The following is a 26,632-nucleotide window of genomic DNA, read 5'->3' on the forward strand; positions in this document are numbered from 1 at the left end:
GAATCGAGGGCCTTCCCATGACCCGCAAGACCGCTGCAGTCGCAGCCGAGCGCACGCCGGTCGGCCGCCTGGCCGAGCCCGGTTTGCACGACATCATGGGCTACCAGCTGGCGCAGGCCAGCGTGGTCACCAACGCGATCTTCCGCCGCTGCGTGGCCGAGCCCGAAGGCATGGGCAAGGTCGAGTTCACCATCCTGGCGCTGGTGCAGGCCAACCCCGAGGTCAGCGCGCGCCAGCTGGCGCAGGCGCTGGCGGTGACGCCGCCGAACATCGCGATGTGGCTGGACAAGCTGGAGCAGCGCGGCTGGGTGGCCCGCACCCGCAGCACGCGCGATGCCCGCGTGCAGCACGTCAGCCTCACCGCCGAGGGCACCGACACGGTGAACCGCTGCGTGCAGGCCCTGCACGCCGCCGAGCACGAGGCCATGGCCACCCTCAGCGCCGCCGAGCAGGCGATGCTGGTGGAGCTGCTGCACAAGCTGGCCCGGGCGCGCAGCCGCGCGGCCTGAGGCCGGCTGCGATCAGCCGCGCCGCAGCAGCGCCAGCAGGGTGCTGAACAGCGTCGGTGGGTCGATCGGCTTGACCAGCACCTCGTCGATGCCGGCCTCGCGGCAGGCCCGGTGGTCCTCCGCCAGGGCGCTGGCCGTGAGTGCGACCAGCGGCGTCTGTCGATGCCCGGCCAGCTGGCGGATCTCGCGGGCCGATTCGATGCCATCCATCACCGGCATCTGCACGTCCAGCAGGATCAGGTCATAGGCGGTGTGGCCGGCCCGGGCCAGCGCCTGGCCGCCGTCGCCGACGATCTCCACCGCCAGCCCCACACTGCGCAGCAGTTCGCCGGCCACCAGCTGATTGACCTCGTTGTCCTCGGCCAGCAGCACACGGGCGCCGGCGTGCGCCGAGCGCAGCGCTGCCTCGGCCGACGGCAGCGTCGCCAAGGCCGGCGGCGTGGCGGTGTCCGCCGGCGACAGCTGCACGGTGAACCAGAACTCGCTGCCCTGCCCGGGCATGCTGTTCGCGCCCGCATCACCCCCCATCAAACGGGCCAGGCTGCGGGTGATCGCCAGCCCCAGGCCGGTGCCACCGTGCCGGCGCGTGGTGGAGGTGTCGGCCTGCTCGAAGGCGGCGAACAGGCGGCTCAGGGTGGCCGCGTCGATGCCGACACCGGTGTCACGCACGGCGAAGCGCAGCAGGGGCGGCGACTCGCCATCTGTCAACTGGGTCACCGTCACCGCAATCTGTCCGCGCTCGGTGAACTTGATCGCATTGACCAGCAGGTTCAGCAGCGCCTGGGACAGCCGCGTCGCGTCACCCAGCCAGGCGTCGGGCACGTCGCCGGTGTCGATGGTCACGCTCAGACCCTTGTCGCGCGCCTGCTGCGCCACCATGTCGGCACAGCGCTCGACCAGGGCGCGCAGGGACAGCGGAGCGCATTCCAGGTTCAGCTTGCCGGCCTCGACCTTGGACAGGTCCAGGATGTCGTTGATCACCTGCAGCAGGTGGCGGCCGGCCGCCTCGATGCGCTCCAGCCGCTCGGCGGCCTGGACGTCCGCCACGTCGCGCCGCAGCAGGTAGGTCAGGCCCAGAATGGCGTTCATCGGCGTGCGGATCTCGTGGCTCATGTTGGCCAGGAACTCGCTCTTGGCGCGCGTGGCCCCCACCGCCCGGTCGCGGGCAGCCGACAGTTCTGCATTCGCCTGCTGCAGTTGACGGGTGCGTTCGTCGACCAGTTCCAGCAGGTGCTGCCGGTGGGCCTGCAACTCGTCGTCGAGCAGCTTGCGGTCGGTGATGTCACGCGAGATGCCCCAGGTGCCGACGATCTCACCGCCGGCATCGCGCAGCGGGCCCTTGGTGGCCAGGTAGGTGCGCGGGCCATCGGGGGTGACGACCTGCTCCTCGAAGGTCTCGACCAGCGCTTCGTGCACGGTGCGCAGGTCGTTGCGGCGGATCTGCCGGGCCGTCTCGGGCGGGAAGATGGCGGCATCGTCGAGCCCGGGTATGTCGGCCGCGGGCCGGCCCATGGCATGGGCCGCCGCTTCGTTGCTCATCAGGTAGCGGCCCTCCAGGTCCTTGGCGAAGATGGCGTCCGACGAGCCGTCGGCGATGGCCTTGACCAGGGCCATTGAGCGCAGCCGCTGCTGCTGCTCCAGCTGGGCAATGCGCGCGTCCACCAGCGCCCGGCGCTGGCGCATCATCAGATGGACCAGCACGGCGCCAAGGGCTGACAGCAGGCCGATGGCGGCGATCCAGGTCTGGTGTTGCAGGACCTCGGCGCGGACCTCCCGCCGGTTGACCCGGGCCACCAGGTACCAGTCGGAGCCGTCCACCGGCAGCACCGCCCCCAGCACGGGCTCGCCACGCAGGTCCACGCCTTCGGCCGCCTGGCCGGGCGACAACTCGCCTCGGATCACCAGGGCCGGCAGCAGCCCCGGGGTGGACAGCGGCACCGGGCGTCGCCCGTACAGCCCGAGCAACTGATCACCGTTGCGGCGAACCAGCACCGAGGTTCCCGTGGTGCGGGCATCAGGCCACCCCTGGAGCGCGGGCAGCAGGTACTGCTCGGCGCCCTGCCGCAGCACCACGGCCATGCGGGTGCCTGCCACCGGCACCACGATGTCGTGCCACAGCGGGCCGCCCTCCTGGTCATCGTTGTGCACCTCCACCTGCTCGATGCGGCCCAGGCTGATGGCCCGGATGGTGGCGGCACGCAAGGTGCTGGCTGTCGCGACATGGCCGCCGCTGCGTGCGTCGATGCGCTGCCCGGCCTCGTCCACCAGGATGGCGTCGTTCAGATCGAAAGCCCCGGCCAACTGCCGCAACCTCGACTGCAAGGCCGCCAGCGTCGCCTGGTCCTCGGCCCCCTTCCAACGCTGGATGCCCTCGGCGAACAGCGGGCTGGTCGAGAGAAAGCGCGCCTGGGCCAGGCGCGCGCGCAGCCAGTTGCCCACCTGCGCGGCGCGACTCCGGGCGACCGCCTCGACCTGGTTGCGCTCCTGCCGCCAATGGGTCTGCGCATCCAGCCAAGCGGCCGTGCCGGTGCCCAGCGCCATCAAGGCCAGCACCAACGCCAGCCGCCAGACCGCGGCCCGGCCTGACGCCGCCTCCGGGAGCGTGGCCGGTTGGCGCTGGACATGCTGCAAGGCACGGTACAGCAGCAGGCTCGTGAGGGCAATGAACGCCCAGCCCTTGTAGGCACTGACCTGGGCCAGCGTGGGGGCATCGTTGATCAGCTGGCCCAGCAGCCAGTCCGAGCCCAGGATCCACAGCCCACCGCCAAAGGCGTAGGCCAGCACGATGATCGGCACCTGCGCACGGGGGGTGGCAGCGGCGGCGGGATCCTGATGGGGTGAAACCACGGTGGTCGAGAAGGACTATCCCGTGGCGATCTTCGCACGGCGCTCCCGCTGCCGGCCATCCGGTCGATCAGGCGAACAGGGTCACTCGATGTTCTGCACCTGCTCGCGCATCTGCTCGATCAGCACCTTCATCTCCACCGAGATGCCGGTGAGCTCCAGCGCCGCCGACTTGCTGCCCAGCGTGTTGGCCTCGCGGTGCAGCTCCTGGATCAGGAAGTCCAGGCGCTTGCCCAGCTCGCCACCGGCCTTCAGCAGGCGCTCGATCTCGTCGAGGTGGGCGCTCAGGCGCGACAGCTCCTCGGCCACGTCGATGCGGATCGCGAAGGCCGCGGCCTCACCCAGCGCGCGGTCGCGCGCTGATTCGGCGCTGACCTGGGCGCCGGCGCCGGCGTTGTCCAGCGCCTCGTTCCAGCGCTCCAGGAAGCGCTCCTGCTGCTTCTTCACCACGGCCGGGATCAGCGGCGCGGCCTGGGCGGCCAGCGCGCGCAGGGCGTCGATGCGCTCCATCAGGATGGCCACCAGGCGCTCGCCCTCGCGGGCGCGGGCCTCCTTGAGGCCTTCAATCGCCTGCCGGCCGGCCTGCATCGCCAGCTCGTCCAGGGATTCGCGCGGCGTGCTGACGCCGCTGCCGCGGCACCATTGCAGCGCCTCATGCACGCTCAGCGGTGCGGCCTTGGGCAGCCAGGCGCTGACCTGAGATTCCAGACGCGCCAGGCGCGACAGCTGCTCGCTGCTGGGCAAGGGCAGGGCGCCGTCGGCCGCGCGCTCGAGGTTGCCGCGCACCTCCACCTTGCCGCGGCGAAGTGCCGCGGTCAGGGCTTCGCGCAGCGCAGGCTCGATCTGGCGCAGCTCGTCCGGCAGGCGAAAGGCAATGTCCAGGAAACGGCTGTTGACCGAGCGCAGCTCAAGGTGGACGCCGTCGGTGGCAGCGCCACCCTCGGCCGACGGCTTCGCGCCCGCATGGGCGAAACCGGTCATGCTGTAGACTGGCATGGCGCTTTTCTTGCAGGAAGACAGAACGCGATTATGTCAAAGCCCAAACCCGCCCCGTTGCCTGCCGGCACCGTGGTCGGCGGCTACCAGATCATCAAGAAGCTGGCCGCTGGCGGGTTTGGCGTGGTCTACCTCGCCGAAGACGAACAGCGCCGCCTGGTGGCCTTGAAGGAGTACCTGCCGGCCTCGCTGGCCGAGCGCTCCGCGGGCGAACTGATTCCGCGTGTGCGTCCCGAGAAGCAGCCGCTGTACCGCCTGGGCCTGAAGAGCTTCTTCGAGGAAGGTCGCGCACTGGCCCAGATTTCCCACGCCAGCGTGGTCTCGGTGCTGAACTTCTTCCGCGAGAACGAGACCGTCTACATGGTGATGAACTACCTGCAGGGCGACACGCTGCAGGACTTCATCGTCACCGCGCGCGAACTCAAGCGCGAGAAGGTCTTCCGCGAGTCCACCATCCGCAGCCTGTTTGATGAGATCCTGCGCGGCCTGCGCATCGTCCACCAGCACAAGATGCTGCACCTGGACATCAAGCCGGCCAACATCTTCATCACCAACGACAACAAGGCGGTGCTGCTGGACTTCGGCGCGGCGCGCGAGGTGCTGTCCAAGGAAGGCAACTTCATCCGCCCGATGTACACGCCGGGCTTCGCCGCCCCCGAGATGTACCGCCGCGACGGCAGCCTGGGCCCCTGGACCGACATCTACGCGATCGGCGCCTGCATCTATGCCTGCATGCAGGGCTATCCGCCGGCCGACGCGCCGCAGCGCATCGAGAAGGACCGCCTGCCGATGTCGCTCTCGCGCATGCGCAACACCTACTCCGACAACCTGATCGAGGTGGCCGAGTGGTGCATGTCGCTGGACCCGTTGTCGCGGCCGCAAAGCGTGTTCGCCCTGCAGAAGGAACTCTCGCGTGAGACCGAGCGCCGCTACACCGCGCTGAGCTTCACCGAGCGCCTGAAGCTGCAGATCGAGAACCTGAAGTCCGGCGCCCGAACTTGAGAGGCTGAAGGTCTTTCACTCATGCCCGCCTTTCAGCTGAAAACGCCCCCGCTCGTCGTTGCAAATGCTCGCCATAGCCCGAGCTATGGCTGCGCTTTGCGCCTAGATCGGAGGCGTTTGCAGGCGCCTGTCGGGCACGATCGAAAAACTCTCAGCCTCTGAGCCGAGCCACCATGCGTTTCTCCGTCTACCAGATCAGCCGCAAGGGCGGCCGCGAGCTCAACGAAGACCGCATGGGCTACTGCTACACGCGCGACTCCGGCCTGTTCGCGCTGGCCGACGGCATGGGCGGCCACCCGGAAGGCGAGGTGGCCGCGCAGCTGGCGCTGCAGACCCTGGCCTCCACCTTCCAGCGCGAGGCCAAGCCGGTCCTGAAGAACCCCTCGAAGTTCCTGCAGGACGCGGTGCTCGCCGGCCACCACCAGCTGCTGCGCTACGCCACCGAGAAAGGCCTGGTCGACACGCCGCGCACCACCGTGGTCGCCTGCGTGATCCAGGGCAAGTCGGCCTACTGGGCGCACTGCGGCGACTCGCGCCTGTACCTGGTGCGCGGCGGCCAGCTGCACGCCCGCACCCGCGACCACAGCTATGCCGAGCTGCAGCAGACGCTGGCCCAGGTCGTGCCCATCGAGGCCAATTTCAACCGCTCGGTGCTGTTCACCTGCCTGGGCAGTCCGGGCAAGCCGGTGGTCGACACCGCCGGCCCCACGGTGCTCAAGCCCGGCGACCGCCTGGTGCTGTGCTCCGACGGCCTGTGGAGCGTGGTGCCCGACGACGAGATCGTCGACACCCTGACCCAGCGCCCCTTGTCGGACGCCGTGCCCGAGCTGGTCGAGCAGGCGCTGCGCAACGGCGGCAGCCATGCCGACAACGTCACCGTGCTGGTGGTCGAATGGGAGGCCGCCGAGGACACCGACTCCACCCAGGGCATCTCCACCCGAACGCTGGGCGAGGATGTGTTCGCGTCCACCATCCAGGCCAGTGTCGGCGACGGCCTGCTGGCCGACCTGGACGAGGCCGAGATCGAACGCTCGATCCGCGAGATCAACGAGGCCATCCAGCGCTCGGCCCGCAAGCCGACCTGAGCCACTGCATCCCACCCCGGCGGCCGGCGTCATGCCGGCCGCGCCACTTCGAGAGACTGTCATGAGCTACCAACGCAGCGCCGAACGCGCCGCCAACGCCCTGCGCCCGCTGCGCATCACCCGTGGCTATACCCGCCATGCCGAAGGCTCGGTGCTGATCGAGTTCGGCCAGACCCGGGTGCTGTGCACCGCGTCGGTGGAGGAACGCGTGCCGCCGCACCAGAAGGGCAGCGGCGAAGGCTGGGTCACCGCCGAGTACGGCATGCTGCCGCGCGCCACCCACACCCGCGGCGCCCGCGAGGCCGCCAAGGGCAAGCAGAGCGGCCGCACGCAGGAGATCCAGCGCCTGATCGGCCGCTCGCTGCGCGCGGTGTTCGACCTGAAGGCGCTGGGCGAGCGCACCATCACGCTGGACTGCGACGTGCTGCAGGCCGACGGCGGCACCCGCACCGCGGCCATCACCGGCGCCTTCGTCGCCGCGCGGGACGCGGTCAACGGCCTGCTGGCCAGTGGCGCGCTGAAGACCGATCCGATCCGCGACCAGGTGGCTGCAATCAGCGTGGGCATCGTCCAGGGCACACCGCTGCTGGACCTGGAGTACACCGAGGACTCGGCCTGCGACACCGACATGAACGTGGTGATGACCGGCTCCGGCGGCTTCGTCGAGGTCCAGGGCACGGCCGAAGGCGTGCCCTTCAGCCGCGCCGAGATGGACGCGCTGCTGCAACTGGCCGCTGACGGCATCGCCACCCTGGTGCAGGCCCAGCAGGCCGCGCTGGCGCAGCCCCTGGTGAAGGACTGAGTCGGTGAAGCTGGTCCTGGCCTCCAACAACGCGAAGAAGCTGAAGGAGCTCTCGGCGCTGTTCGGCGCGCTGCCGATCGAGCTGGTCACGCAGGGCAGCCTGGGGGTGGCCGAGGCCGAGGAGCCGCACATCACCTTCGTCGAGAACGCGCTGGCCAAGGCCCGCCATGCCGCGCAGGCCACCGGCCTGCCGGCGATCGCCGATGACAGCGGCCTGTGCGTGGACGCGCTGGGCGGCCACCCCGGTGTGCAGAGCGCCGTCTACGCGCCACTGCAGGCGCCCGAGGGCCTGGAGCGCGAGGCCCGCCGGGCGCTGCAGGACGAGGCCAACAACGCACTGCTGCTGCAGCGGCTGCAGGACCAGGCCGACCGCCGCGCCAGCTTCGTCTGCGCGCTGGTGGCGCTGCGCAGCGCCGACGACCCCGAGCCGCTGATCGCCTTCGGCCGCTGGGGCGGCGAGATCCTCACCGCGCGCCAGGGCCAGGGCGGTTTCGGCTACGACCCGCTGATGTTCATCCCGGCCTTCGGCCAGACCGTGGCCGAGCTGGCCGCCGAGGTCAAGAACGCCCACAGCCACCGCGCGCTGGCCGCGGCGCAGATGGTGGCGCTGATGCGCTCGGCCTGGGGCCTCTGAGCGGCGCATGGACGAGCTGCAATCGCGCTATCTGCGCCCCGGCACACTGCAGCTGGGCGCGCCGCCGCCGCTGTCGGTCTATGTGCACCTGCCCTGGTGCCTGCAGAAGTGCCCGTACTGCGACTTCAACTCGCACGCCGCACCGGCCGACGGCCTGCCCGAGGTGCGCTACCTGGACGCGCTGCGCGCCGACCTCGAGCAGAGCCTGCCGCTGGTCTGGGGCCGCAGCGTGCACAGCGTGTTCATCGGCGGCGGCACGCCCAGCCTGTTCTCGCCCGAGGGCATCGAGCGCCTGCTGGCCGACCTGCGCAGCCTGCTGCCGCTGCAGCCCGGCTGCGAGGTCACGCTGGAGGCCAACCCCGGCACCTTCGAGCAGGGGCGCTTCCGGGCCTTCCGCGCGGCCGGGGTGACCCGGCTGTCGATCGGCGTGCAGAGCTTTGACGACGCTGCGCTCAAGGCGCTGGGCCGGGTGCATGACCGGGGCCAGGCCATCGCTGCGGCCACGCTGGCCGCCGAGGTCTTCGACACCTTCAACCTCGACCTGATGTACGCGCTGCCGGGCCAGGACCTGGCGGCACTGGACCGTGACCTGGACCAGGCGCTGGCCTTTGCGCCGCCACACCTGTCGCTCTACCACCTGACGCTGGAGCCCAACACGCTGTTCGCGCGGCAGCCGCCGGTGCTGCCCGACGAGGACACCGCGGCGCTGATGCTGGACCGCCTGGCCGAGCGCACCGCGGCCGCCGGCCTGCAGCGCTACGAGGTCTCGGCCTACGCCCGGCCCGGCCACCGCTGCGCCCACAACCTGAACTACTGGCAGTTCGGCGACTACCTCGGCCTGGGCGCCGGGGCGCATGGCAAGCTGAGCTTTCCGCACCGCGTGCTGCGCACCGTCAAGTGGCGCGAGCCGGCGGCCTATCTGCGCGAGGCGCTGGCGGGACGCGCCACCTCGAACGAGGAGGAGGTGGGCCGCAAGGCGCTGCCCTTCGAGTTCATGCTCAATGCGCTGCGGCTGCGCGAGGGCTTCGAGGAAGCGCTGTTCGGCGAGCGCACCGGCCTGCCGCCGTCAGCCCTGAACGCGGGGGTGGACCAGGCGGTGCAGCGTGGCCTGCTGGAGCGGCTGGACACGCCGCAGGGCCGCTGGCTGCGGCCCACGCCCCAGGGTTTCGATTTCCTCAGCGACCTGCAGGAGATCTTCCTGTAGGCCGCTGCGGCCCGGGGTCACACCCGGTGCAGCATCGCGCCGTGGGTGGCGCGCAGGCGCTCGATCAGCTTGGGCGCGATCTGGGTGAGCGGCAGCACCTCGTTGGCGGCGCCGTGGTTGATGGCTTCGCGCGGCATGCCGAAGACCACGCAGCTGGCCTCGTCCTGGCAGTAGTTGTAGGCGCCGGCATCGCGCATCGCCTTCATGGCCTTGGCGCCATCGCCGCCCATGCCGGTCAGCATGATGCCGAAGGCATTCGGGCCGACCACGCGCGCCGCGGATTCGAACAGCACCTCGACCGAGGGCTTGTGGCGGTTCACCGGCTCGCCGTCGCGCACGCGGGCGATGTAGTTGGCGCCGGAGCGCTCCACGCTGAGATGCAGGCCGCCCGGCGCGATGTAGGCGTGGCCGGGCAGGATGCGTTCGCCGTCCACCGCTTCCTTCACCCGGATCTTGCACAGCCCGTCCAGCCGCGCCGCGTAGCTGCGCGTGAAACCGGGCGGCATGTGCTGGGTGATCACCACCGCGGGCGAGTCGGGGGGCAGGTTGACCAGCACTTCCTTGGTGGCCTCGGTGCCGCCGGTGGAGGCGCCGATGAAGATCAGCTTCTCGGTCGACACCCGGCCCAGGCTGGGCAGGGGCGCGCTGGGCGCGGCGGCGGCCGGCGCCGCGCCGGCCTGGGCCACGGTGGACGGCGGCAGGCGACGGATGTGGGCGCGGCTGGCGATGCGGATCTTGTCGGTGATCTCCTCGGCCAGTTGCTTCAGGCCATCGGAGATGCCGACCTTGGGCTTGGCGACGAAGTCCACCGCGCCCAGCTCCAGCGCCTTGAGCGTGACCTCGGCGCCGCGCTCGGTCAGCGTGGAGACCATCACCACCGGCATCGGCCGCAGGCGCATCAGGCGGGCCAGGAAATCGATGCCGTCCATGCGTGGCATCTCCACGTCCAGCGTGATGACGTCGGGGTTGATGTTGCGGATCATCTCGCGCGCCGCAAAGGGATCGGCGGCAGTGCCCACGCACTGCATGTCCGGTTGCCGGTTGATGATCTCGGCCAGCAGGTTGCGCACCAGCGCCGAGTCGTCGACCACCACGACACGTGTCTTGGCCATGTTGTTTTCCTTGGGTTCGTGGTCCTCAGAACAGATCGATCGAGCCGCCGCCGGTGCTGGCCGGCACCACCTTCTGGGCCGCGGCGCGTTCCTGCGCCACCAGGGCCTCGGCATTGGTGGGCGCCAGGCGCTTGACCATGGCCTTGCCGCTGGCCGGCAGGAAGCAGACCTTGCGCGGGTAGACGTCCATCACGTCCTTGGAGACGATGGGAATGCGCTCGGTGGCCAGGAAGTGGGTGACGAACTCGGTGTTGCGCTCGCCCACGTTGATCGAGTTCATGCCGCTGATCACCGCGCCGCCCCCGAAGATCTTGGCCTCCATCGTCAGGCGCGAGGCGCCGCGCTTCATCATCTCGTTGATCAGCAGTTCCATCGCGTAGCTGCCGTAGCGGCCGCTGTCGCCGCTGCCTTCGGGCAGCATGAAGTGGTTCATGCCGCCGATGCGCTTTTCGCGGTCCCACAGGCAGGCGGCGATGCACGAGCCCAGCGTGGTCATCACCAGCAGATCCTCGTTGTCGACGTAGTACTCGCCGGGCAGCACCTTGACCGCCTCGTTCTTGAAGTGCGCGTCGTAGAAGAAGAAGGAGGCCTCGCCGGGCTTGCGCGATGCGGCCTTGAGCCGCTCCAGGCGCGAACCGGCCGGGCTCTGGCCCGTCATCAGGCCGCTCAGGCGCGGAGGCGGCATCGCAGGCCGGGGCGAGGAGGTCGAGGGGGTCAGGGCCATGGGGTGTCCTGTGGAGCGGGTGGGTTCGGGGTCAGCTGCGCTGGTAGATGGTCTTGCCGCGCAGCTGGAACAGGTCGCGCGAATCGGTGAAGTTCTCCGAGTGGCCGACGAACAGCAGGCCGCCCGGTCGCATCACGCCGTGGATGCGCTCCAGGACCTTTCGCTGGGTGGCATGGTCGAAATAGATCATCACGTTGCGGCAGAACACCATGTCGAAGGGTTCGCCCAGCGACCAGCTGGTGGACATCAGGTTGAACTGGCGGAACTCCACCAGCCGCGCCAGCTCGGGCTTGACGCGGATGAAGCCGGCGTTCGGCCCGGTGCCGCGCATGAAGTGGCGGCGCAGCCGCTCGGGCGACAGGCCGCGCGCGTCGGCTGGGTACACCCCGCGCTGCGCGGTGGCCAGCACCTTGGTGTCGATGTCGCTGCACATCAGCTTCCAGCCGGCACCGTTGCCCAGCACCTCGGACAGCACCATGGCCAGCGAGTAGGGCTCCTCGCCGGTGGAGGCGGCGTTGCACCACAGGCGCACCGGCTTGCCGGTGGGATGGGCGCGCAGCGCTTCGGTCAGCGCGTGGAAATGGTGCTCCTCGCGGAAGAAGGAGGTCAGGTTGGTGGTCAGGCAGTTGATGAACTCCTGCCACTCCGATTCGCCGGCACCGTTCTCCAGCCAGCGCAGGTATTCGGCAAAGCTGCGGTGGCCGGTCTCGCGCAGCCGGCGCGACAGCCGGCTGTAGACCATGGCGCGCTTGCCGTCATGCAGGCTGATGCCGGCGCGCTGGTAGATCAGCTGGCGGGTGCGCTCGAAATCGGCGGTGTCGAAGGCGAACTCCTGCTCGCTCTCGTCGCCCGGGCGTTGGATTTCGGCTAGCTGGTTCATCGTGGCGCACGCGGTGGTCGTGATCGGTGGTGACAGGCCGCGCCCGGGGCGCAGACCTGCGTCATGCCCCACAGTCTTGCGGCTGGCGGCCGGCTGTGGCGGGTGGAGTTGCACCCGCTTTGGGGGCCTTTTCCGGGCCCTGGCCGGGTGGGGCCCGCTGCTAGACTGATCCGCACCACCGGGACCCTGCCCAGGCAGGCCGGACAACCGCCTTTTCGTGCCGTGACGCCACCCCTTGCCACCCGTCTGTCGGACACCACCGCGCTGCGGCTGGACTCGGCGCTGCAACTGCTGCAGCAGTCGGGCCACGCCGCGTTGCCGGGTGCGCCGGGCAGCGTGGCCTGGCTGCAGGGGGTGATCGACGCGCTGTGCGACCTCTCCAGCCGTGACGCGCTGACCGGTCTGGCCAACCGCCGCGCCTTCGAGGCGGCGCTGGGCCGCGAGATCGACCGCGTCGCCCGCTCCGGCGAGCCGGCCCTGCTGCTGCTGCTGGACATCGACCATTTCAAGCGGGTCAACGACACCTACGGCCACCAGGCCGGCGACGTCGTCATCCAGGCGGTGGCCGACATCCTGCGCGATTGCGTGCGGCCGATGGACCTGCCGGCCCGCATCGGCGGCGAGGAGTTCGCCATCGTGCTGCCCAACTGCCCGCCTGCTTTCGGCCAGACCGTGGCCGAGCGCCTGCGCGCCCGGCTCGAGAGCCAGACCATCGCGCTGGGTCCGCAGCAGCACCTGGGTGTGACGGTCAGCGTCGGTGGTGCCTATGCCCCGCAGTGGGTGCGCTCCTCGTCCACGCTGTGGATCGAGCGGGCCGACCTGCAGCTCTACCGCGCGAAGGCCGAGGGCCGCAACCGCACCTGTCTGGAACCGACTCCCGTGTCGCTGGTGAGCGCCGAGGAGAAGGGCATGCTCTTTGGCGGCCCGAGCTGGGATCAATCATGACGACCGCCTCCGCCCCCACCGACCGCCGCGCCCAGATCACCGCCATCACCAGCGGCAAGGGTGGCGTGGGCAAGACCTTTGTCTCGGCCAACCTGGCCGCCGCGCTGGCCCGCCAGGGCGAGCGGGTGCTGGTGCTGGACGCCGACCTGGGCCTGGCCAACCTGGACGTGGTGCTGAACCTCTTCCCCAAGGTCACGCTGCACGACGTCTTCACCGGCAAGAACTCGCTCGAGGACGCGATCCTGCCGGCCCCCGGCGGCTTCTCGGTGCTGCTGGCCGGCTCGGGCATGGTCGAGTACTCGCGCCTGACGCCCGAGGTGCGTGACCAGCTGACCGAGGTGATCCAGCGCGTGCGCCCGCGCTTCGACCGCATCCTGCTCGACACCGGCGCCGGCATCTCCGATGTGGTGCTCTACACCGTCTCACTGGCCGACGAGGTGCTGGTGGTGGCCACGCCCGAGCCCACCTCGCTGACCGACGCCTATGCCACCATCAAGGTCCTGGCCACCACCCAGGGCCGGCGTGACCTGCAGCTGCTGGTCAACCAGGTCGGCCGCAGCGGCGAGGGCCGCACCATCCGCGGCCAGCTGCAGCAGGTGGTCGATCGCTACGTCACGCCCGGCCTGTCCGAGCCGGTGAAGCTGGCCTTTGTGGGCGAGCTGCCGGTGGACCCCAACGTGCGCGAGGCCGTGAAGCGGCGACAATTGCTGCTCGAATGCTTCCCCGGGAGCCCCGCCGCCCAGGCCGTGGTGGCCGTGGCCACCCGCCTGGCCACGTGAGCTCTGCAGACCACCCCGACGACGCCCCCCCGCCCGGCCCCACGCCCTTTGACCGCCTCGGCGGCGAGAGCGGCGTGCGCGCCCTGGTCGACCGCTTCTACGACCTGATGGACCTGGAGCCGGCCTACGCCCGGCTGCGCGCCGTGCACGGCAGCACACTGGCCGACGCCCGCGACAAGCTGTTCTGGTTCCTGTGCGGCTGGCTGGGCGGCCCGGACCATTACATCCAGCGTTTCGGCCACCCGCGGCTGCGCGCGCGCCACCTGCCCTTCAGGATCGGCAGCGTCGAGCGCGACCAGTGGCTGGCCTGCATGTTCCAGGCGATGCAGGAACTGAACGTGGAGCGCAGCCTGGCCGAGCGGCTCGAGAAGAGCCTGTTCGACACGGCCGACTGGATGCGCAACACGCCGGGCTGACCGGATCCAGCTGGCGCCGCGACGGCGGCGTTTCGCGCCGCGCGCCGTCATTTCATCGCACGCCCCATGCGGCGCGGCGTCCCGGCCGCGACAGTCTCCCCATCGATTGATTCACCGGAGACCGCCATGACCGCCACCATCCCCACCTGGGTTCCCGTCCTGTTCGTCGCGCTGGCCTGGCTGGGCTACCGCCTGTCGCTGCCGCGCACGGTCCGCCCCGGCAAGCTGCTGCTGGTGGCGCTGGGCATGTTTGCCTTCTCGCTCTACGGCCTGGTCGGCACCCTCGGGCTGGCGCCGCTGGCGCTGGGGCTGTGGCTGCTGGGCTATGCCTTGTCGATGACCCTGGGCGCCCGGCACTTCACGGCGCGCGGCCTGACAGCCGTGGGTGAGCTGGTCCGCATGCCTGGCAGCTGGGTGCCGCTGGCGCTCCTGATGGGGATCTTCATGGCCAAGTTCGTGCTGGGCGCGGCCATGGCGGTGCGCTCGCCGATGCTGCACGACCTGGCCTTCATCGCGGGCATGAGCGGGGTGCTGGGTGTCCTGAGCGGTGGCTTCGGAGCCCGTGCGCTGGCGGCGCTGCGTTGCGTGGCCCAGACCCCGGCGGCCTGAGGCCTCCCAACCAGCGCCCGGTTCAGGACGCCGGATCGAACATGATCTCCCGCACGTCCTGGGCACAGCGGCAGGCACGGGCGATCTTCGCCGCCCAGGCCAGCGCCTCGTCGCGCGTGGCCACCTCGATCACCGAGAAGCCGCCGACCACCGCCTTGCGCTCGGGCACCGGACCGGGGGTGACGGTGCCGTCCGGCGCCACGACGGTGGCCTGCTGACGCTGCAGGCCGCCGCCAAAGATCCAGACGCCGGCGGCCTTGGCCTCACTCAGCACGGCGTGCGCGGCCTCGCCGACGGCGGGCCAGTCGGCGTCGGGGATGTGGTCCATCGCGCCGTCGTCGAAGGAAATCAGGTAGCGGGGCATGGCCGGGTTCCTTGTATCGTGGTCGGTGTCGAATTCCCGGGCGCTCAGGCGTCGTGCAGGATCCACCCCTCGTCATCGAAAGGCACCCGACCATGAGCACTGGCACCGTCCGACTGCACCGCATCCTCAAGGCGCCGCCCGAGCGTGTCTACCGGGCTTTCCTCGAGCCCGACGCGCTGGCGCGCTGGCTGCCGCCCTATGGCTTCACGTGCATCGTCCACCACCTGGACGCCCGCGTGGGCGGCACGCACCGCCTGTCCTTCCGCAACTTCGGCAGCGGGCACGCCCACTCCTTTGGCGGCGAGTACCTGGAGCTGGTGCCGAACGAGCGCCTGCGCTACACCGACCGCTTCGACGACGCGAACCTGCCGGGCGAGATGACGGTCACCGTGCAGCTGCGGGCCGTGGTTTGCGGCACCGAGCTGAGCGTGGTGCAAGAGGGCATTCCGGCCGTGATCCCCACCGAGATGTGCTATCTGGGATGGCAGGAATCGCTGGAGCAGCTGGCCCGCCTGGTCGAGCCCGAGATCCCGGGCTGAGCGGCGGGCGGCTCAGCGCTGCCGGCTGGCCAGCAGCACGATCAGTGCGCCGGCGCCGCCCTGCGGCCCGCTGGCCTGGGCGAAGGCGATGACTTCCTGGCGCTGCGCCAGCCAGCGCTGCACCTTGGCCTTGAGCACCGGCTGCTTGCCGGGCGAGCCATGGCCCTTGCCGTGGATCACGCGCACGCAGCGGTGGCTTTGCTGGTGGGCCTGGCGGATGAAGTCGGCCAGGCTCTCGCGGGCCTCGTCGCGGCGCAGGCCGTGCAGGTCCAGCTGGCGCTGGATCGCCCAGTGGCCCTTGCGCAGCTTGGCCAGCACATCGGGTGCGATGGCGGGGCGGCGAAAGCCCAGGCCGTCGTCGGTCAGCAGCAGCGACTCGACATCGACCTCGTCGGACAGCGCCTCGGCCAGCGCGGCCTGTTCGTCCAGCTCGCGCTGGCGCGGCTCGGGCGGCGGCGGCTGGTGGGCGTGCAGCACCCGCTGCGGTCCCTTGACCGGCTGCACCGGGCCCACGGCCAGCGCGAAGGCCTGCTGCTCACGCCACCGGCGCGCCTGCTCAGCGGCCTGGCGCTGGCGCTCGGCCTCGGCGGCCGCCTCGGCGCGACGCAGCTCGTCGCGCAGGGCGCCGAGATCACGCAGGTCGCGGACAGCTCGCTTGGTCATGGCCCAAGGCTAACCGATCGCAGAGCAAGCCCGGGCGGACCAGCCGCAAACCCCCTCGTCACACTGACTGGAGCCCCCCTCTCGGAGGGAGGCTGGAGGGAGCCAAACGCCGAACTGGAGCCCCCTTCTCGGAGGGGGGCTCGGGGGAGCTCAACGCAATAGCCTCAGGCTAGGAGCCCTGTGGGCTCCTAGCCTTCCCGGCGCAGCGCCGGGAACAGGATGACGTCGCGGATGCTGGGCGAGTTGGTCAGCAGCATCATCAGGCGGTCGATGCCGATGCCGCAGCCGCCGGTGGGGGGCATGCCGTACTCCAGCGCGCGGATGAAGTCGGCGTCGTAGAACATCGCCTCGTCGTCGCCGGCTTCCTTGTTGGCCACCTGGGCGTGGAAGCGCTGGGCCTGGTCCTCGGCGTCGTTCAGCTCGGAGAAGCCGTTGCCGAACTCGCGGCCGGTGATGAACAGCTCGAAGCGCTCGGTGATGGTCGGGTTGCTGTCGCTGGCGCGGGCCAGCGGCGAGACCTCCACCGGGTAGTCGATGATGAAGGTGGGCTGCCACAGCTGCTCCTCCACCACCGCCTCGAACAGACCGAACTGCAACTGCGCCAGGCCCCAGTGCTTGGGCGGCTCCTCGCCCAACTCCTTCAGCCGGGCGTGGATGGCGGCGGCATCGTCGGCCTGGGCGGCGGTCAGGCCGGCGTGGGCCACCAGCGAGTCGCGCACCGACAGGCGGGCGAAGGGCTCGTCCAGGCGCACTTCCTTGTCACCGTAGACCAGGCGGGCGGTGCCGGTGGCCGCGCGCGCGGCATGGCGCAGCAGGGCCTCGGTGAAGTCCATCAGGTCGTGGTGGTTCCAGTAGGCCGCATAGAACTCCATCATCGTGAATTCCGGGTTGTGCCGGACGCTGATGCCTTCGTTGCGGAAGTTGCGGTTGATCTCGAACACCCGCTCGAAGCCGCCCACCACCAGGCGCTTGAGGTAGAGCTCGGGCGCGATGCGCAGGAACATCTCCTGGTCCAGCGCGTTGTGGTGGGTGGTGAAGGGGCGCGCATTGGCGCCGCCCGGGATCGGGTGCAGCATCGGCGTCTCAACCTCGAGGAAGCCGTGCTCGACCATGAAGTTGCGGATCGAGGCCACGCCCTTGCTGCGGGCGATGAAACGGGTGCGCGCCTCCTCGTCGGTCATCAGGTCGACGTAGCGCTGGCGGTACTTCTGCTCCTGGTCGGTCATGCCGTGGAACTTGTCCGGCAGCGGGCGCAGGCTCTTGGTCAGCAGGCGGATGCGGCTGGCCTTGACCGAGAGTTCACCGGTCTTGGTCTTGAACAGCGTGCCCTCGCAGCCCAGGATGTCGCCCAGGTCCCAGTGCTTGAACGCGGCCAGCGCCTCGGGGCCGACCATGTCCTGGGTGATGTAGAGCTGGATGCGGCCGGTGGCGTCCTGCAGCGTGGCGAAGCAGGCCTTGCCCATCACGCGCTTGAGCATCATGCGGCCGGCCACGCTGACCTGCACCGGGGCGCCTTCGAGCGCCTCGTTGTCCTTCTCGCCATGCGCCTGGTGCAGCGCGGCGGCGCGATGGCCGGGCTTGAAGTCGTTGGGGAACACCGCCGTGCCGGCCGCCTTGGCGGCCTCGCGCAGGCCGGCCAGTTTCTCGCGGCGCTCGGCGATCAGCTGGTTGTCGTCGTCGGGCGTTAGGGGAACAGGCGTGTCGTGGCTCATGGCGGAAGACAAGAAGGGGTGAGGCCCGGAAGCTGCGGGCAAACCCCCGATTGTAGGTGGCCGGCTGAACCGGACATGACGGGCTCGGGCGGCTTCTAGAATGCGCGCAGCATGAACGCCGCCCTGCGCGCTGCGCTGGACCAGGGCTATTTCCTGGTGCTGCAGCTGATCAACGTCCTCCACGGCCTGCTGCCCTTTGCGCTGCGGCCGCTGCTGTACCGGGCCTGCGGCTACCGGGTGCACCGCAGCGCCACGCTGCAGGGCGGGGTGCGCTTCTTCCACGTGGGGCGGCTGGAGGTGGGCGAGGGCTCGCTGGTCAACCGCGGCGTGCTGCTGGACAACCGCGGCGGCATCCGCATCGGCCGGCAGGTCTCGATCGCCCACGATGCGCGCATCTACACCATGGGCCACGACCCGCATGATCCGGATTTCGTCACCAAGTCGGCGCCGGTGCAGATCGACGACCACGCGGTGGTGTTCGCCGCCGCGATGATCATGCCCGGCGTGCACCTGGGCGAGGGCTGCGTGGTGATGGCCGGCTCGGTCGTCACGCAGGACGTGCCGCCCGGCCGGATGGTCGGCGGCAACCCGGCGCGTGACCTGGGCGAGCGTCGCTGCACGCCGCGCTACCGCCTCAAGCGCCGCTTCTGGTTCGCGCATTGAGCACGGCGGCACCGCGGCGCATCGCCCTGGTCGACCCGGGCGCCTATGTGTTGCCCTACCTGTACCAGCTGGTGCGGGCGCTGGCCGCGCGCGGCGATGCGGTGAGCGTGTGGCTGTCGAGCACCCGCTACAACGCCGAGTTCGGCCAGGCCTTGCGCGCGCTGCCGGGCGTGGTGCTGCACGAGCGGGCGATCTCGTCCTCGGTGGCGCCGCGCTGGCGCGGGGCGCTGGCCTACCTGGCGCAGCTGGCCAGCGTGCTGCGCCATGCACGGCGTCAGGACCTGGTGAACCTGCAGTGGGTGGGCGCCGGGCCGTGGTGGCTGGAGGGCCTGGTGTTCGGCGTGCTGCTGCCGTGTCTGGGGGTGCCGCTGGCGCTGACCGTGCACAACGCGGTGCCGCATGGCTTTGCGGGCCGACAGCACCGGCCCACGCGCTGGCTGGCGACGCGTGCGGCGCGGCTGATCTTCGCCAGCCAGGCCTCGCTGGACGACTTCCTGGCCCGCTACGGGGAGTCCTTCCGCTCGCGCAGCACGCTGCTGCCGCACGGCCTGCTGCCACTCACCCCCGAGGCGCCCGCCCAGCCCTGCGAGCCGCTGCCGCGACCCGAGGCCCTGGTGTTCTGGGGCCGCGTCCAGCCCTACAAGGGCATCGAGCTGTTCGCCGACCTGGCGCGCCACCCTGGCTGGCGCGCGCGCGGCCTGCCGCTGGAAGTGCACGGCGCCTGGGCTGCCGAACTGCACCCGCTGCGCGACGAGCTGCGGGGGCTGGGCGTGACCGTGGTCGATGCCTACCTGGACGAGGCCGCGCTGCGGGCCCTGATGCAGCGCCCGGTGCTGTTCCTGCTGCCCTACCAGCGCGCCACGCAGTCGGGGGCGATGTATGCGCTGCTGCACCATGGCCGCTGCTTCGCCTGCAGCGACAGCGGCGACCTGGGGCAGTTCATGCGCGGCCATGGTCTGCAGGACCTGCTGCTGGGCGAGCGCAGCGCCGAGGCGGTGCTGGCGCTGCTGGACCGCCTGGCCGCGCGCGCCGAACCCCTGGCGGCGGCCTTCGCCCAGGCCCAGCAGGCGCTGGGCTGGGACCGGCTGCTGGCGGCCCACCCCGAGGCCTACGCAGCCTGGCGCTGAGCCCGTTCCCCCGGTGCGACAATGCCGGGTTCCATGAAAAGCATCGTCAAAGCCGCGCTGGCCGGGGCCGGCTGGGAACTCTCCCGCCCCGCCGAGCGTGAAGACCAGGCCCTGGCCGACCTCAGCGAGGCCGACCGCGCCATCGTCCGCCGCGTGGCCCCGTTCACGATGACCGGGCTGGAGCGCCGCGCCAGCCTGCTGGGCGCGGTCGACCATGTGGTGCGCCACCGCATCCCGGGCGACATCGTCGAGTGCGGTGTCTGGCGCGGCGGCAGCATGATGGCGATCGCGCTGGCGCTGATGGCGCGCGGTGATACCTCGCGCCACCTGTACCTCTACGACACCTTCGAGGGCATGAGCGCGCCCACCGAGCACGACCGCGCGCTCAGCGGTGAGGCCGCCGCCGACCAGCTGGCCCGCACCGGCCGCGACCACCCGCTGTGGGCCGTGGCCAGCCTGGAGGACGTGCAGGCCAACCTGGCCAGCACCGGCTACCCGGCCGAGCGCATCCATTTCGTGCGCGGCAAGGTGGAAGACACCATCCCCGCCACGCTGCCCGGCGCGGTGGCCTTGCTGCGCCTGGACACCGACTGGTACGAGAGCACCCGGCATGAGCTGCAGCACCTCTACCCGCTGCTGGCCCGCCACGGCCTGCTGATCATCGACGACTACGGCCACTGGCAGGGCGCGCGGCGGGCGGTGGACGAGTACTTCGCCGCCCAGCCCGAGCCGGTCTTCCTGCACCGCGTGGACTACACCGCGCGGCTGGTGGTCAAGCACGGCTGACGATGGCCTCGCCGCGGCTGCTGCATGCGCTGCCTGCCGTCTACGCGGCGGCGGCGGTGCGCCTGCTGCAGCCACTGCTGGTGCTGCCGCTGATGGCCCAGCGCCTGGGCCCCGAGGCCTTCGGCCGGGTCAGCTTCGTGCTGGTCTGGAGCGCGCTGCTGGCGATGCTGGTGGAGGGCGGCTTCCTGGCGGCGGCCACGCGTCTGGCGGTGAATGCCGACGCGCCGCAGCGCTGGCGTCTGGCCCAGCAGGTGGCCAGCGCGCGCAGCCTGCTGTGCCTGCCCACGCTGCTGCTGGCCGGCCTGGTGGTGGCGCTGCTGGGCGCGCCCGGCAGCGGCCTGGCCGAGACGCTGACCATCGCCGCGCTGGCCTGCGCACTGGGCTGGCCGGCCACCTGGTACCTGCAGGCCAGCCAGCAGCTGGCCGGCTGGGCGCGCACCGAGCTGGTGGTCTATGCCGCGCTGATCGCGGCCACCGTGTGGCTGGCGCATGACGCCGCCACCTTCCTGGCGCTGCAGCTGGCGGCCAGCACCGCGCTGGCGCTGCTGGGCTGGCGCTGGCTGCAGCGCGACCTCGCCCCTGCGGCTGAGGGCAGCGGTCTGTTGCAGCGCGACGCGCTGGCGCCGGGCCTGCGCCTGGGCTGGACGATGCTGCCGGTGTCGGTGGCGGGCGCCGCCTACAGCGCCGCGCTGCCGGCCGCGGCCTCGGTGCAGATGGGGCCACAGGCGCTGGGCACCTACTTCCTGGGCGACCGGCTGCTGCGGGCGGTGCTGAACGCCGCCGAGCCGGTGTTCGCACTCGTGTACCCGCGCATCGTGGCGCGCCAGGCCCAGGGGCTGCGCGCCTCGCTGGTCTACGCCGGCCGCTGGGCGGTGGGCGGCGGCCTGGCCGGCCTGGCGCTGCTGGGCGGTCTGACCCTGGCCTGGCAGATGCTGGAGCCGCTGGTGGCGCAGCGCGCCGGCCAGGTCGACCTGCCGGCGCTGCGCGAAGTGCTGGCGCGCCTGGGCTGGCTGCTGCCACTGCTGCTGGGCTGGAAGTTCATCGGCTACTGGATGCTGGGCAGCGGCCGCTTCGATGGCGCCTACCGCACCTGCGTGGTGGTGGGCGGCGTGGCCGGCACGCTGGGCGCGGCCACCTGGGCCACAGCGGCGACGCCGCCGGGCCTGGCGCTGCTGGCCGTGGGGGTGGAACTGCTGGTGATCGCGGTGGCGGTGGCCGGCATGGCGCTGACGCGCCGCTGAGCGACAAGAAAGAACGAGCGACCGTGGGCATCGACATCCACAACCTGAACCTGCTGGCCCACGCGCAGGACCTGGGCGTGTCCTACACGCGCACGCTGGCCATCGGCCGCCAGGCCTTGTTCATCGAGGCCTACGAGCTGGAGGACCACCGACGCCTGCGCGGCCTGCCGCCGCTGGTCGAGCCGCCCCGGCCGGCGGGCGCGCCGCGCTACTTCGAGCCGCTGCTGACCCAGTGGCTGGGCGCCCGGTCGGCCGAGTCGGTCGATGCCTCGGCCTACGAGCAGGCCAGCCACCTGCACGACATGAACCGCCCCTGGCCCGCCGACAGCCCGCTGCCCGGCCAGTTCGACGCGGTGCTGGACTTCGGCTGCCTGGAGCATGTCTTCGACTTTCCGGTGGCCTGGCGTAATGTCACGGCGGCCTGCCGCGTGGGCGGGCATGTGCTGCATGCGCTGCCGGCCAACAACCTGTCGGGCCATGGCTTCTACCAGTTCTCGCCCGAGCTGTTCTTCAACCTCTACCGGCCCGAGCGCGGCTTCGAGCTGCTCGGCCTGTGGTTTGCCGTGAAGGGCGACCGCCGCCACTGGTGGCAGGTGGCCAATCCGCGCGAACTGCGACGGCGCGTCAACCTGTGCAATGCGCACGAGGTCTACATGATGGTGCTGGCGCGCAAGCTGCACGAACCGGGCGAGCTGCCGCCGCCACAGCAGAGCGACTACGCCGACGACGAGTGGCTCAAGACCCCCGCCGCCGCTGCGCCAGCCAGCGCCCCGGGCCTGCGCCAGCGCCTGCACGGCGCGCTGGGCCGACAGGGCCTGATCGACCCGCTGCGTGCGCTGCGCGACCGCCTGCGCGCGATCGGCGCCAGCGGCTGGGCACTGCCCGCCCCCGACTACACGCGCGTGGATGTGCACGCGCTGATCCGCAAGTGAGCACGCCACCCAGCGCGCTGCTGCTGTGCGAGCGGCTGGACATTGCCGGCGGCGTCGAGCGCTTCGCCTGCGAACTGGCCAATCACCTGGCCGGCCAGGGCTGGGCTGTGGCGCTGGGCAGCCTGGACACGCCGCGCGAGGCTGTGCGCTATCCGCTCGACCCCGGGGTGCGCGTGCTCTGCGGGCCGCCGGAACGGGCCGCGGCCGCCGCCAGCTCCCGCCTGGGCCGGCTGTGGACCATGGCCCGTCACCAGCTTCGCCTGGGCCGCGTGCTCGCCGCGCAGATCCGCGGCTCGCAGGCCGATGTGGTGCTGCTCAACGGTCTGACCACCGCGGCCTCGGTGCTGCCCCGCTTGCGCCGCGACGAGGCCGCCCGCGTGGTCTGCTGCGACCACAACCACTTCTTCGCCCGTTCGCGCTTCTGGCAATGGCTGCGCACGCGCCAGTACCCCCGGGTGGCCGCGCTGGTCAGCCTGACCCAGGCCGACGCGCCGCGCTTTGCCCGCCTGCACCCGGTGACCCGCGTGATCGCCAATGCGTCGGCGCTGCAGGTCGCGCAGGTCGGGGCGGTCGAGGCGCCGGTGGTGCTGGCGGTGGGACGCCATGTGGCGCAGAAGGGTTTCGACCGCCTGCTGCAGGCCTGGGCCCGGGTGCGGCCCGGCCGGCCCGCGGCCGAGCTGCGCCTGATCGGTGACGGGCCGCTGCTGGCCGCCCACCAGGCGCTGGCGCAGCAGCTGGGTGTGGCCGACAGCGTGCGTTTCCTGCCGCCCACGCCGGCAATGGCCCAGGCCTACCGCGACAGCGCCGTCTTCGTGCTGCCCTCGCGCTACGAGGGCATGCCGCTGGTGCTGCTGGAAGCCCAGGCCATGGGCCTGCCGGCCGTGGCCTTCGATTGCCCGACCGGCCCGGCCGACGTGATCGCGCCCGAGACCGGCGTGCTGGTGCCCGACGGCGACATCGATGGCCTGGCCCGGGCACTGGGCGAGCTGCTGGACGACCCGGCGCGCCGCCAGCGCCTGGGCGCCGCGGCGATCGAGCGCAGCCAGCGCCTCTTCAGCCCGCAGCGCCACACCCAGGCCTGGACCACGCTGCTGCAGGCGGTGGCGCGCCGGACGCCGGTGCCGGAGGTGCTGGCATGACCGCGCTGCATTGGCCGCCCGCCGAGCCGGGCTGGGTGTCGGTGATCGTGCCCTGCCGCAACGAGGCCCGCTACATCGACACCTTCTGCACCAGCGCGCTGGCCCAGCAGCTGCCCGCCGGCTGGCAGCTGGAGCTGCTGGTGGCCGACGGTCAGAGCGACGATGGCACCCGCGAGCGCCTGCAGTCGCTGGCCGCCGCCGACGCCCGGCTGCGCTGGGTGGACAACCCGGGGCGCATCGTCTCCTGCGGCCTGAACGCGGCGCTGCAGCAGTCGCGCGGCGAGGTGATCGTGCGCATGGACGTGCACACCGAGTACGCGCCCGATTACATCGCCCAGTGCCTGGCGGTGCTGGCCGAGACCGGTGCCGACAACGTCGGTGGCCCCTGGCATGCGGTGCCCGAACCCGGCGCCGGGCCGATGCAGCAGGCGGTGGCCGCGGCCTTCCAGTCGCGCTGGGTGGCCGGCGGCGCGCGCTCGCGCGATCTGGGCTTCGACGGCTGGGTCGACACCGTCTACCTGGGCTGCTGGCCGCGGCGCGTGCTGGCCCAGCATGGCGGCTTTGACGAATCGCTGGTGCGCAACCAGGACGACGAGCACAACCTGCGCCTGACACGCGCCGGCGCGCGGGTGTGGCAGTCCAGCCGCATCCGCAGCACCTACCGGCCGCGGGCGCGGCTGGCTCAGGTGTTCCGTCAGTACCAGCAGTACGGCTACTGGAAGCCCTTCGTGATGCGCAAGCACGGGCAGGCGGCGGCGCTGCGCCAGCTGGTGCCGGGTCTGTTCGTGGCCGCACTGGGGCTGGCCTTGCTGGCCTGGCCGCTGGCGGGCTCCGGCCTGCTGCTGGGCTTGCTGACGCTCTACGCCGCGGCCGTGGCCGCGATGACCGGCGCAGTGGCCGCGTCGTCCGACCTGGACCGCGCCGCCGTGGCGCGCGTGCCCGCGGTGATCGCCGCCTACCACCTGGGCTACGGCCTGGGCTCGCTGCAGGGCTGGTGGGCCGTGCTGCGCGGCCGGGGGCCGCGGGACCGCTTCGCGAGACTGACCCGATGAGCACTTCCCCCGACGACGCCGAGGCCCGCGCGCTGCGCGAACGCTACGCCCGCCGCGCGCCGCAGGACCCGCGCTATGCGCTGACCAACCCGGCCGCGCTGTGGCCGCAGCAGGAGCGCCAGCGCGCGCTGGTGGCGCTGCTGCGCCGCCACGGCTGGGCCGATCCGTCGGCCTGCCGGCTGCATGAGGTGGGCTGCGGCCACGGCGGCAACCTGCTCGAGGCGCTGCAGCTGGGCTTCCAGCCTGCGCTGCTCAGCGGCACCGAGCTGCTGGCCGAGCGTTTCGCCACGGCCCGCGAGCGGCTGCCGAGCGCGCTGACGCTGTGGCGGGGCGACGCCCGCCACCTCGGCCCGGCGCCCGCCAGCGTGGACGTGGTGATGCAATCCACCGTGTTCTCCTCGCTGCTGGACGACACGGTGCACCAGCAGCTGGCCCAGGCGATGTGGGCGCAGCTGCGCCCGGGCGGCGCGGTGCTGTGGTACGACTTCACCGTCAACAACCCGCGCAACCCCGATGTGCGCGGCGTGCCGCTGGCGCGCATGCGCGCACTGTTCCCGCAGGGTCGCATCGACGCCCACCGGGTGACGCTGGCGCCACCGATCGCCCGCGCGGCGGCCCGCTGGCATCCGTCGCTCTACACTGTCTTCAACGCTCTGCCGCCGCTGCGCACGCACCTGCTGGCCTGGATCGCCAAACCCGCATGACCGACACCAAGCCCCCCTTCCTGGCCTTCGCCCTGCCCGACATCGGTGAGGAGGAGATCGCCGAGGTGGTCGACACGCTGCGCAGCGGCTGGGTCACCACCGGCCCCAAGGCGCGGCGCTTCGAGGACGACTTCGCGCGCTACCTGGGCGAGCCGGGGCTGCAGGCGATCGCCGTCAACTCGGCCACCGCCGGTCTGCACCTGGCGCTGGAAGCCCTGGGCATCGGCCCCGGTGACGAGGTCATCGTGCCCACCCACACCTTCACCGCCACCGCCGAGGTGGTGCGCTACCTGGGCGCCGACGTGCGCCTGGTGGACGTGGACCCGGTGACGCTGAACATCGACCCGGCGCTGGTCGAGGCGGCGATCACGCCGCGCACCAAGGCCATCGTCCCGGTGCACTACGCCGGCCTGGCGGCCGACATGCCGGCGCTGCTGGACATCGCCCGCCGCCACGACCTGAAGGTGGTGGAAGACGCCGCCCATGCGCTGCCCAGCACCAGCGGCGGCCGGCTGGTCGGCACGCTGGACAGCCACGCCACGGTGTTCAGCTTCTACGCCAACAAGACCATCACCACCGGCGAGGGCGGCATGCTGGTCACGCGCGATCCGGCGCTGGCGGCGCGCGCGCGGGTGATGCGCCTGCACGGCATCAGCCGCGACGCCTTCGACCGCTTCACCGCCACCGTGCCCAGCTGGTACTACGAGATCGTGGCGCCGGGCTTCAAGTACAACCTGACCGACATCGCCGCCGCGCTGGGCCTGCACCAGCTGCGCAAGGCCGATGCCTTCGCGGCCCGCCGTGCCGCGCTGGTGGCGCGCTACGACGCCGCGCTGGCCGACCTGCCCGTGCTGCGGCCGGCCCATGCGCCGGCCGGCGAGCGCCACGCCTGGCACCTGTATGTGCTGCGCCTGGCGGACACGGCGCGCCTGGGCCGCGACCCGGTGATCGAGGCGCTGTTCGCCGCCGGCATCGGCTGCAGCGTGCACTACATCCCGCTGCACCTGCAGCCCTACTGGCGCGACCGCTACGGCCTGCGGCCCGAGCAGTTCCCGCACAGCCAGCGCGCCTACGAGCGCATGCTGAGCCTGCCGCTGCACACCCGCATGAGCGATGCCGACGTCGACCGCGTGGCCGCGGCGCTGCGCACGGCGCTGGCCTGAGCCGTC

The 26,632-nt window shown here is 71.5% G+C and carries 28 protein-coding genes; 20 read left to right on the top strand and 8 right to left on the bottom strand.

The annotated features are described in order from the left end of the window. The first annotated feature begins 17 nt into the window (after positions 1-17). Complete coding sequence (locus KAK03_RS03800; RefSeq protein WP_210851857.1) at positions 18-509, top strand: MarR family winged helix-turn-helix transcriptional regulator; 492 nt, start codon at positions 18-20, stop codon at positions 507-509. A 12-nt stretch (positions 510-521) separates the two neighbouring features. Here KAK03_RS03800 and KAK03_RS25335 read toward each other — a convergent pair whose 3' ends face one another. Together KAK03_RS25335 and KAK03_RS03810 are read right to left on the bottom strand one after the other, a co-directional pair. Next, a complete protein-coding gene (locus KAK03_RS25335; protein WP_210851858.1) occupies positions 522-3,356 on the bottom strand; it encodes an ATP-binding protein in 2,835 nt (944 codons plus the stop codon). 81 nt (positions 3,357-3,437) lie between these two features. Beyond that, positions 3,438-4,349, bottom strand: a complete 912-nt coding sequence (locus KAK03_RS03810; protein ID WP_210851859.1) for a YicC/YloC family endoribonuclease — start codon at positions 4,347-4,349, stop codon at positions 3,438-3,440. A 33-nt stretch (positions 4,350-4,382) separates the two neighbouring features. Here KAK03_RS03810 and KAK03_RS03815 point away from each other — a divergent pair, with 33 nt between their 5' ends. The 5 genes from KAK03_RS03815 to hemW all read left to right on the top strand — a co-directional run bounded on the left by KAK03_RS03815 (position 4,383) and on the right by hemW (position 9,076). Further along, complete coding sequence (locus tag KAK03_RS03815; protein ID WP_210800820.1) at positions 4,383-5,351, top strand: serine/threonine protein kinase; 969 nt, start codon at positions 4,383-4,385, stop codon at positions 5,349-5,351. Positions 5,352-5,524: 173 nt separating this feature from the next. Further along, complete coding sequence (locus KAK03_RS03820) at positions 5,525-6,436, top strand: PP2C family protein-serine/threonine phosphatase (protein WP_210851860.1); 912 nt, start codon at positions 5,525-5,527, stop codon at positions 6,434-6,436. Positions 6,437-6,497: 61 nt separating this feature from the next. Continuing rightward, on the top strand, positions 6,498-7,238 hold the full coding sequence (rph, locus tag KAK03_RS03825; RefSeq protein WP_210851861.1) for a ribonuclease PH: 741 nt from the start codon (positions 6,498-6,500) through the stop codon (positions 7,236-7,238). Positions 7,239-7,242: 4 nt separating this feature from the next. Beyond that, positions 7,243-7,872: a non-canonical purine NTP pyrophosphatase gene (locus KAK03_RS03830; protein WP_210851862.1), complete on the top strand. Its 630-nt coding sequence runs from the start codon at positions 7,243-7,245 to the stop codon at positions 7,870-7,872. A 7-nt stretch (positions 7,873-7,879) separates the two neighbouring features. Then, positions 7,880-9,076: a radical SAM family heme chaperone HemW gene (gene hemW, locus KAK03_RS03835; RefSeq protein ID WP_210851863.1), complete on the top strand. Its 1,197-nt coding sequence runs from the start codon at positions 7,880-7,882 to the stop codon at positions 9,074-9,076. A 17-nt stretch (positions 9,077-9,093) separates the two neighbouring features. Here the strand turns inward: hemW and KAK03_RS03840 are convergent, their stop codons facing one another. Genes KAK03_RS03840 through KAK03_RS03850 form a run of 3 tightly spaced genes read right to left on the bottom strand, consistent with a single transcriptional unit; the run spans position 9,094 to position 11,792 of the window. Beyond that, positions 9,094-10,188 (bottom strand): protein-glutamate methylesterase/protein-glutamine glutaminase, encoded by a 1,095-nt coding sequence (locus tag KAK03_RS03840; RefSeq protein WP_210851864.1) that lies wholly within the window; start codon positions 10,186-10,188, stop codon positions 9,094-9,096. A 25-nt stretch (positions 10,189-10,213) separates the two neighbouring features. Further along, positions 10,214-10,912 (bottom strand): chemoreceptor glutamine deamidase CheD, encoded by a 699-nt coding sequence (gene cheD, locus KAK03_RS03845; RefSeq protein WP_210851865.1) that lies wholly within the window; start codon positions 10,910-10,912, stop codon positions 10,214-10,216. A 31-nt stretch (positions 10,913-10,943) separates the two neighbouring features. Next, a complete protein-coding gene (locus tag KAK03_RS03850; protein WP_210851866.1) occupies positions 10,944-11,792 on the bottom strand; it encodes a CheR family methyltransferase in 849 nt (282 codons plus the stop codon). Between the two features lie 222 nt (positions 11,793-12,014). Between KAK03_RS03850 and KAK03_RS03855 the strand changes: the two genes are divergently transcribed. The 4 genes from KAK03_RS03855 to KAK03_RS03870 all read left to right on the top strand — a co-directional run bounded on the left by KAK03_RS03855 (position 12,015) and on the right by KAK03_RS03870 (position 14,541). Continuing rightward, positions 12,015-12,737, top strand: a complete 723-nt coding sequence (locus KAK03_RS03855; RefSeq protein ID WP_310738461.1) for a GGDEF domain-containing protein — start codon at positions 12,015-12,017, stop codon at positions 12,735-12,737. Further along, positions 12,734-13,516: a MinD/ParA family protein gene (locus KAK03_RS03860; RefSeq protein ID WP_210851868.1), complete on the top strand. Its 783-nt coding sequence runs from the start codon at positions 12,734-12,736 to the stop codon at positions 13,514-13,516. The genes KAK03_RS03855 and KAK03_RS03860 overlap by 4 nt, the downstream gene beginning before the upstream one ends. Next, positions 13,513-13,932, top strand: a complete 420-nt coding sequence (locus KAK03_RS03865; RefSeq protein ID WP_310738463.1) for a group II truncated hemoglobin — start codon at positions 13,513-13,515, stop codon at positions 13,930-13,932. Before KAK03_RS03860 ends, KAK03_RS03865 begins: the two co-directional genes overlap by 4 nt. A gap of 126 nt (positions 13,933-14,058) precedes the next feature. After that, positions 14,059-14,541, top strand: a complete 483-nt coding sequence (locus KAK03_RS03870; protein ID WP_210851870.1) for a DUF6622 family protein — start codon at positions 14,059-14,061, stop codon at positions 14,539-14,541. A 22-nt stretch (positions 14,542-14,563) separates the two neighbouring features. On the opposite strand, the gene KAK03_RS03875 is transcribed toward KAK03_RS03870, so the two are convergent. Continuing rightward, positions 14,564-14,905, bottom strand: a complete 342-nt coding sequence (locus KAK03_RS03875) for a YciI family protein (protein WP_210851871.1) — start codon at positions 14,903-14,905, stop codon at positions 14,564-14,566. Positions 14,906-14,997: 92 nt separating this feature from the next. Here KAK03_RS03875 and KAK03_RS03880 point away from each other — a divergent pair, with 92 nt between their 5' ends. Continuing rightward, a complete protein-coding gene (locus tag KAK03_RS03880; protein WP_210851872.1) occupies positions 14,998-15,444 on the top strand; it encodes an SRPBCC family protein in 447 nt (148 codons plus the stop codon). A 12-nt stretch (positions 15,445-15,456) separates the two neighbouring features. On the opposite strand, the gene KAK03_RS03885 is transcribed toward KAK03_RS03880, so the two are convergent. Together KAK03_RS03885 and lysS are read right to left on the bottom strand one after the other, a co-directional pair. Continuing rightward, positions 15,457-16,107, bottom strand: coding sequence for a Smr/MutS family protein (locus KAK03_RS03885; RefSeq protein WP_210851873.1), 651 nt, complete (start codon positions 16,105-16,107; stop codon positions 15,457-15,459). A 188-nt stretch (positions 16,108-16,295) separates the two neighbouring features. After that, positions 16,296-17,819, bottom strand: a complete 1,524-nt coding sequence (gene lysS / locus KAK03_RS03890; RefSeq protein WP_210851874.1) for a lysine--tRNA ligase — start codon at positions 17,817-17,819, stop codon at positions 16,296-16,298. A 111-nt stretch (positions 17,820-17,930) separates the two neighbouring features. Between lysS and KAK03_RS25340 the strand changes: the two genes are divergently transcribed. From KAK03_RS25340 to KAK03_RS03935, 9 genes are read left to right on the top strand one after another with little or no spacing between them, the layout of a single operon-like run. Further along, entirely contained in the window at positions 17,931-18,482 is a 552-nt protein-coding gene (locus KAK03_RS25340; protein WP_210851875.1) for an acyltransferase, read from the top strand. Continuing rightward, positions 18,479-19,609 carry a glycosyltransferase gene (locus KAK03_RS03900; protein ID WP_210851876.1) on the top strand — a complete coding sequence of 377 codons (1,131 nt, stop codon included), beginning with the start codon at positions 18,479-18,481 and terminating at the stop codon, positions 19,607-19,609. Before KAK03_RS25340 ends, KAK03_RS03900 begins: the two co-directional genes overlap by 4 nt. A gap of 33 nt (positions 19,610-19,642) precedes the next feature. Next, the gene (locus KAK03_RS03905; protein ID WP_210851877.1) at positions 19,643-20,395 is read left to right on the top strand and encodes a TylF/MycF/NovP-related O-methyltransferase; all 753 of its coding nucleotides are present in this window, start codon (positions 19,643-19,645) and stop codon (positions 20,393-20,395) included. A 2-nt stretch (positions 20,396-20,397) separates the two neighbouring features. Beyond that, the gene (locus KAK03_RS03910; protein ID WP_210851878.1) at positions 20,398-21,636 is read left to right on the top strand and encodes an oligosaccharide flippase family protein; all 1,239 of its coding nucleotides are present in this window, start codon (positions 20,398-20,400) and stop codon (positions 21,634-21,636) included. A gap of 23 nt (positions 21,637-21,659) precedes the next feature. Continuing rightward, positions 21,660-22,568, top strand: coding sequence for a class I SAM-dependent methyltransferase (locus tag KAK03_RS03915; protein ID WP_210851879.1), 909 nt, complete (start codon positions 21,660-21,662; stop codon positions 22,566-22,568). Then, entirely contained in the window at positions 22,565-23,707 is a 1,143-nt protein-coding gene (locus KAK03_RS03920; RefSeq protein WP_210851880.1) for a glycosyltransferase family 4 protein, read from the top strand. The genes KAK03_RS03915 and KAK03_RS03920 overlap by 4 nt, the downstream gene beginning before the upstream one ends. Next, positions 23,704-24,759 (top strand): glycosyltransferase family 2 protein, encoded by a 1,056-nt coding sequence (locus tag KAK03_RS03925; RefSeq protein WP_210851881.1) that lies wholly within the window; start codon positions 23,704-23,706, stop codon positions 24,757-24,759. Before KAK03_RS03920 ends, KAK03_RS03925 begins: the two co-directional genes overlap by 4 nt. After that, entirely contained in the window at positions 24,756-25,463 is a 708-nt protein-coding gene (locus KAK03_RS03930) for a class I SAM-dependent methyltransferase (protein ID WP_210851882.1), read from the top strand. The genes KAK03_RS03925 and KAK03_RS03930 overlap by 4 nt, the downstream gene beginning before the upstream one ends. Then, positions 25,460-26,626 (top strand): DegT/DnrJ/EryC1/StrS family aminotransferase, encoded by a 1,167-nt coding sequence (locus KAK03_RS03935; protein WP_210851883.1) that lies wholly within the window; start codon positions 25,460-25,462, stop codon positions 26,624-26,626. Before KAK03_RS03930 ends, KAK03_RS03935 begins: the two co-directional genes overlap by 4 nt. Positions 26,627-26,632: the final 6 nt, after the last annotated feature.

It is taken from the genome of Ideonella alba (genome assembly GCF_018069845.1).
GTDB classification, from domain to species: Bacteria; Pseudomonadota; Gammaproteobacteria; order Burkholderiales; family Burkholderiaceae_C; genus Ideonella; species Ideonella alba.

Bases quoted from the DNA above. Each gene is read 5' to 3' on its own strand.
- KAK03_RS03905 (WP_210851877.1), top strand. From the start codon at position 19,643: ATGAAAAGCATCGTCAAAGCCGCGCTGGCCGGGGCCGGCTGGGAACTC.
- KAK03_RS03880 (WP_210851872.1), top strand. From the start codon at position 14,998: ATGAGCACTGGCACCGTCCGACTGCACCGCATCCTCAAGGCGCCGCCC.
- hemW (WP_210851863.1), top strand. From the start codon at position 7,880: ATGGACGAGCTGCAATCGCGCTATCTGCGCCCCGGCACACTGCAGCTG.
- KAK03_RS03860 (WP_210851868.1), top strand. From the start codon at position 12,734: ATGACGACCGCCTCCGCCCCCACCGACCGCCGCGCCCAGATCACCGCC.
- KAK03_RS03810 (WP_210851859.1), bottom strand. From the start codon at position 4,349: ATGCCAGTCTACAGCATGACCGGTTTCGCCCATGCGGGCGCGAAGCCG.
- KAK03_RS03935 (WP_210851883.1), top strand. From the start codon at position 25,460: ATGACCGACACCAAGCCCCCCTTCCTGGCCTTCGCCCTGCCCGACATC.
- KAK03_RS25340 (WP_210851875.1), top strand. From the start codon at position 17,931: ATGAACGCCGCCCTGCGCGCTGCGCTGGACCAGGGCTATTTCCTGGTG.
- KAK03_RS03885 (WP_210851873.1), bottom strand. From the start codon at position 16,107: ATGACCAAGCGAGCTGTCCGCGACCTGCGTGATCTCGGCGCCCTGCGC.
- KAK03_RS03910 (WP_210851878.1), top strand. From the start codon at position 20,398: ATGGCCTCGCCGCGGCTGCTGCATGCGCTGCCTGCCGTCTACGCGGCG.
- KAK03_RS03925 (WP_210851881.1), top strand. From the start codon at position 23,704: ATGACCGCGCTGCATTGGCCGCCCGCCGAGCCGGGCTGGGTGTCGGTG.
- KAK03_RS03930 (WP_210851882.1), top strand. From the start codon at position 24,756: ATGAGCACTTCCCCCGACGACGCCGAGGCCCGCGCGCTGCGCGAACGC.
- lysS (WP_210851874.1), bottom strand. From the start codon at position 17,819: ATGAGCCACGACACGCCTGTTCCCCTAACGCCCGACGACGACAACCAG.
- rph (WP_210851861.1), top strand. From the start codon at position 6,498: ATGAGCTACCAACGCAGCGCCGAACGCGCCGCCAACGCCCTGCGCCCG.
- KAK03_RS03875 (WP_210851871.1), bottom strand. From the start codon at position 14,905: ATGCCCCGCTACCTGATTTCCTTCGACGACGGCGCGATGGACCACATC.
- KAK03_RS03820 (WP_210851860.1), top strand. From the start codon at position 5,525: ATGCGTTTCTCCGTCTACCAGATCAGCCGCAAGGGCGGCCGCGAGCTC.
- KAK03_RS03870 (WP_210851870.1), top strand. From the start codon at position 14,059: ATGACCGCCACCATCCCCACCTGGGTTCCCGTCCTGTTCGTCGCGCTG.
- KAK03_RS03840 (WP_210851864.1), bottom strand. From the start codon at position 10,188: ATGGCCAAGACACGTGTCGTGGTGGTCGACGACTCGGCGCTGGTGCGC.
- KAK03_RS03815 (WP_210800820.1), top strand. From the start codon at position 4,383: ATGTCAAAGCCCAAACCCGCCCCGTTGCCTGCCGGCACCGTGGTCGGC.
- KAK03_RS03800 (WP_210851857.1), top strand. From the start codon at position 18: ATGACCCGCAAGACCGCTGCAGTCGCAGCCGAGCGCACGCCGGTCGGC.
- cheD (WP_210851865.1), bottom strand. From the start codon at position 10,912: ATGGCCCTGACCCCCTCGACCTCCTCGCCCCGGCCTGCGATGCCGCCT.
- KAK03_RS03850 (WP_210851866.1), bottom strand. From the start codon at position 11,792: ATGAACCAGCTAGCCGAAATCCAACGCCCGGGCGACGAGAGCGAGCAG.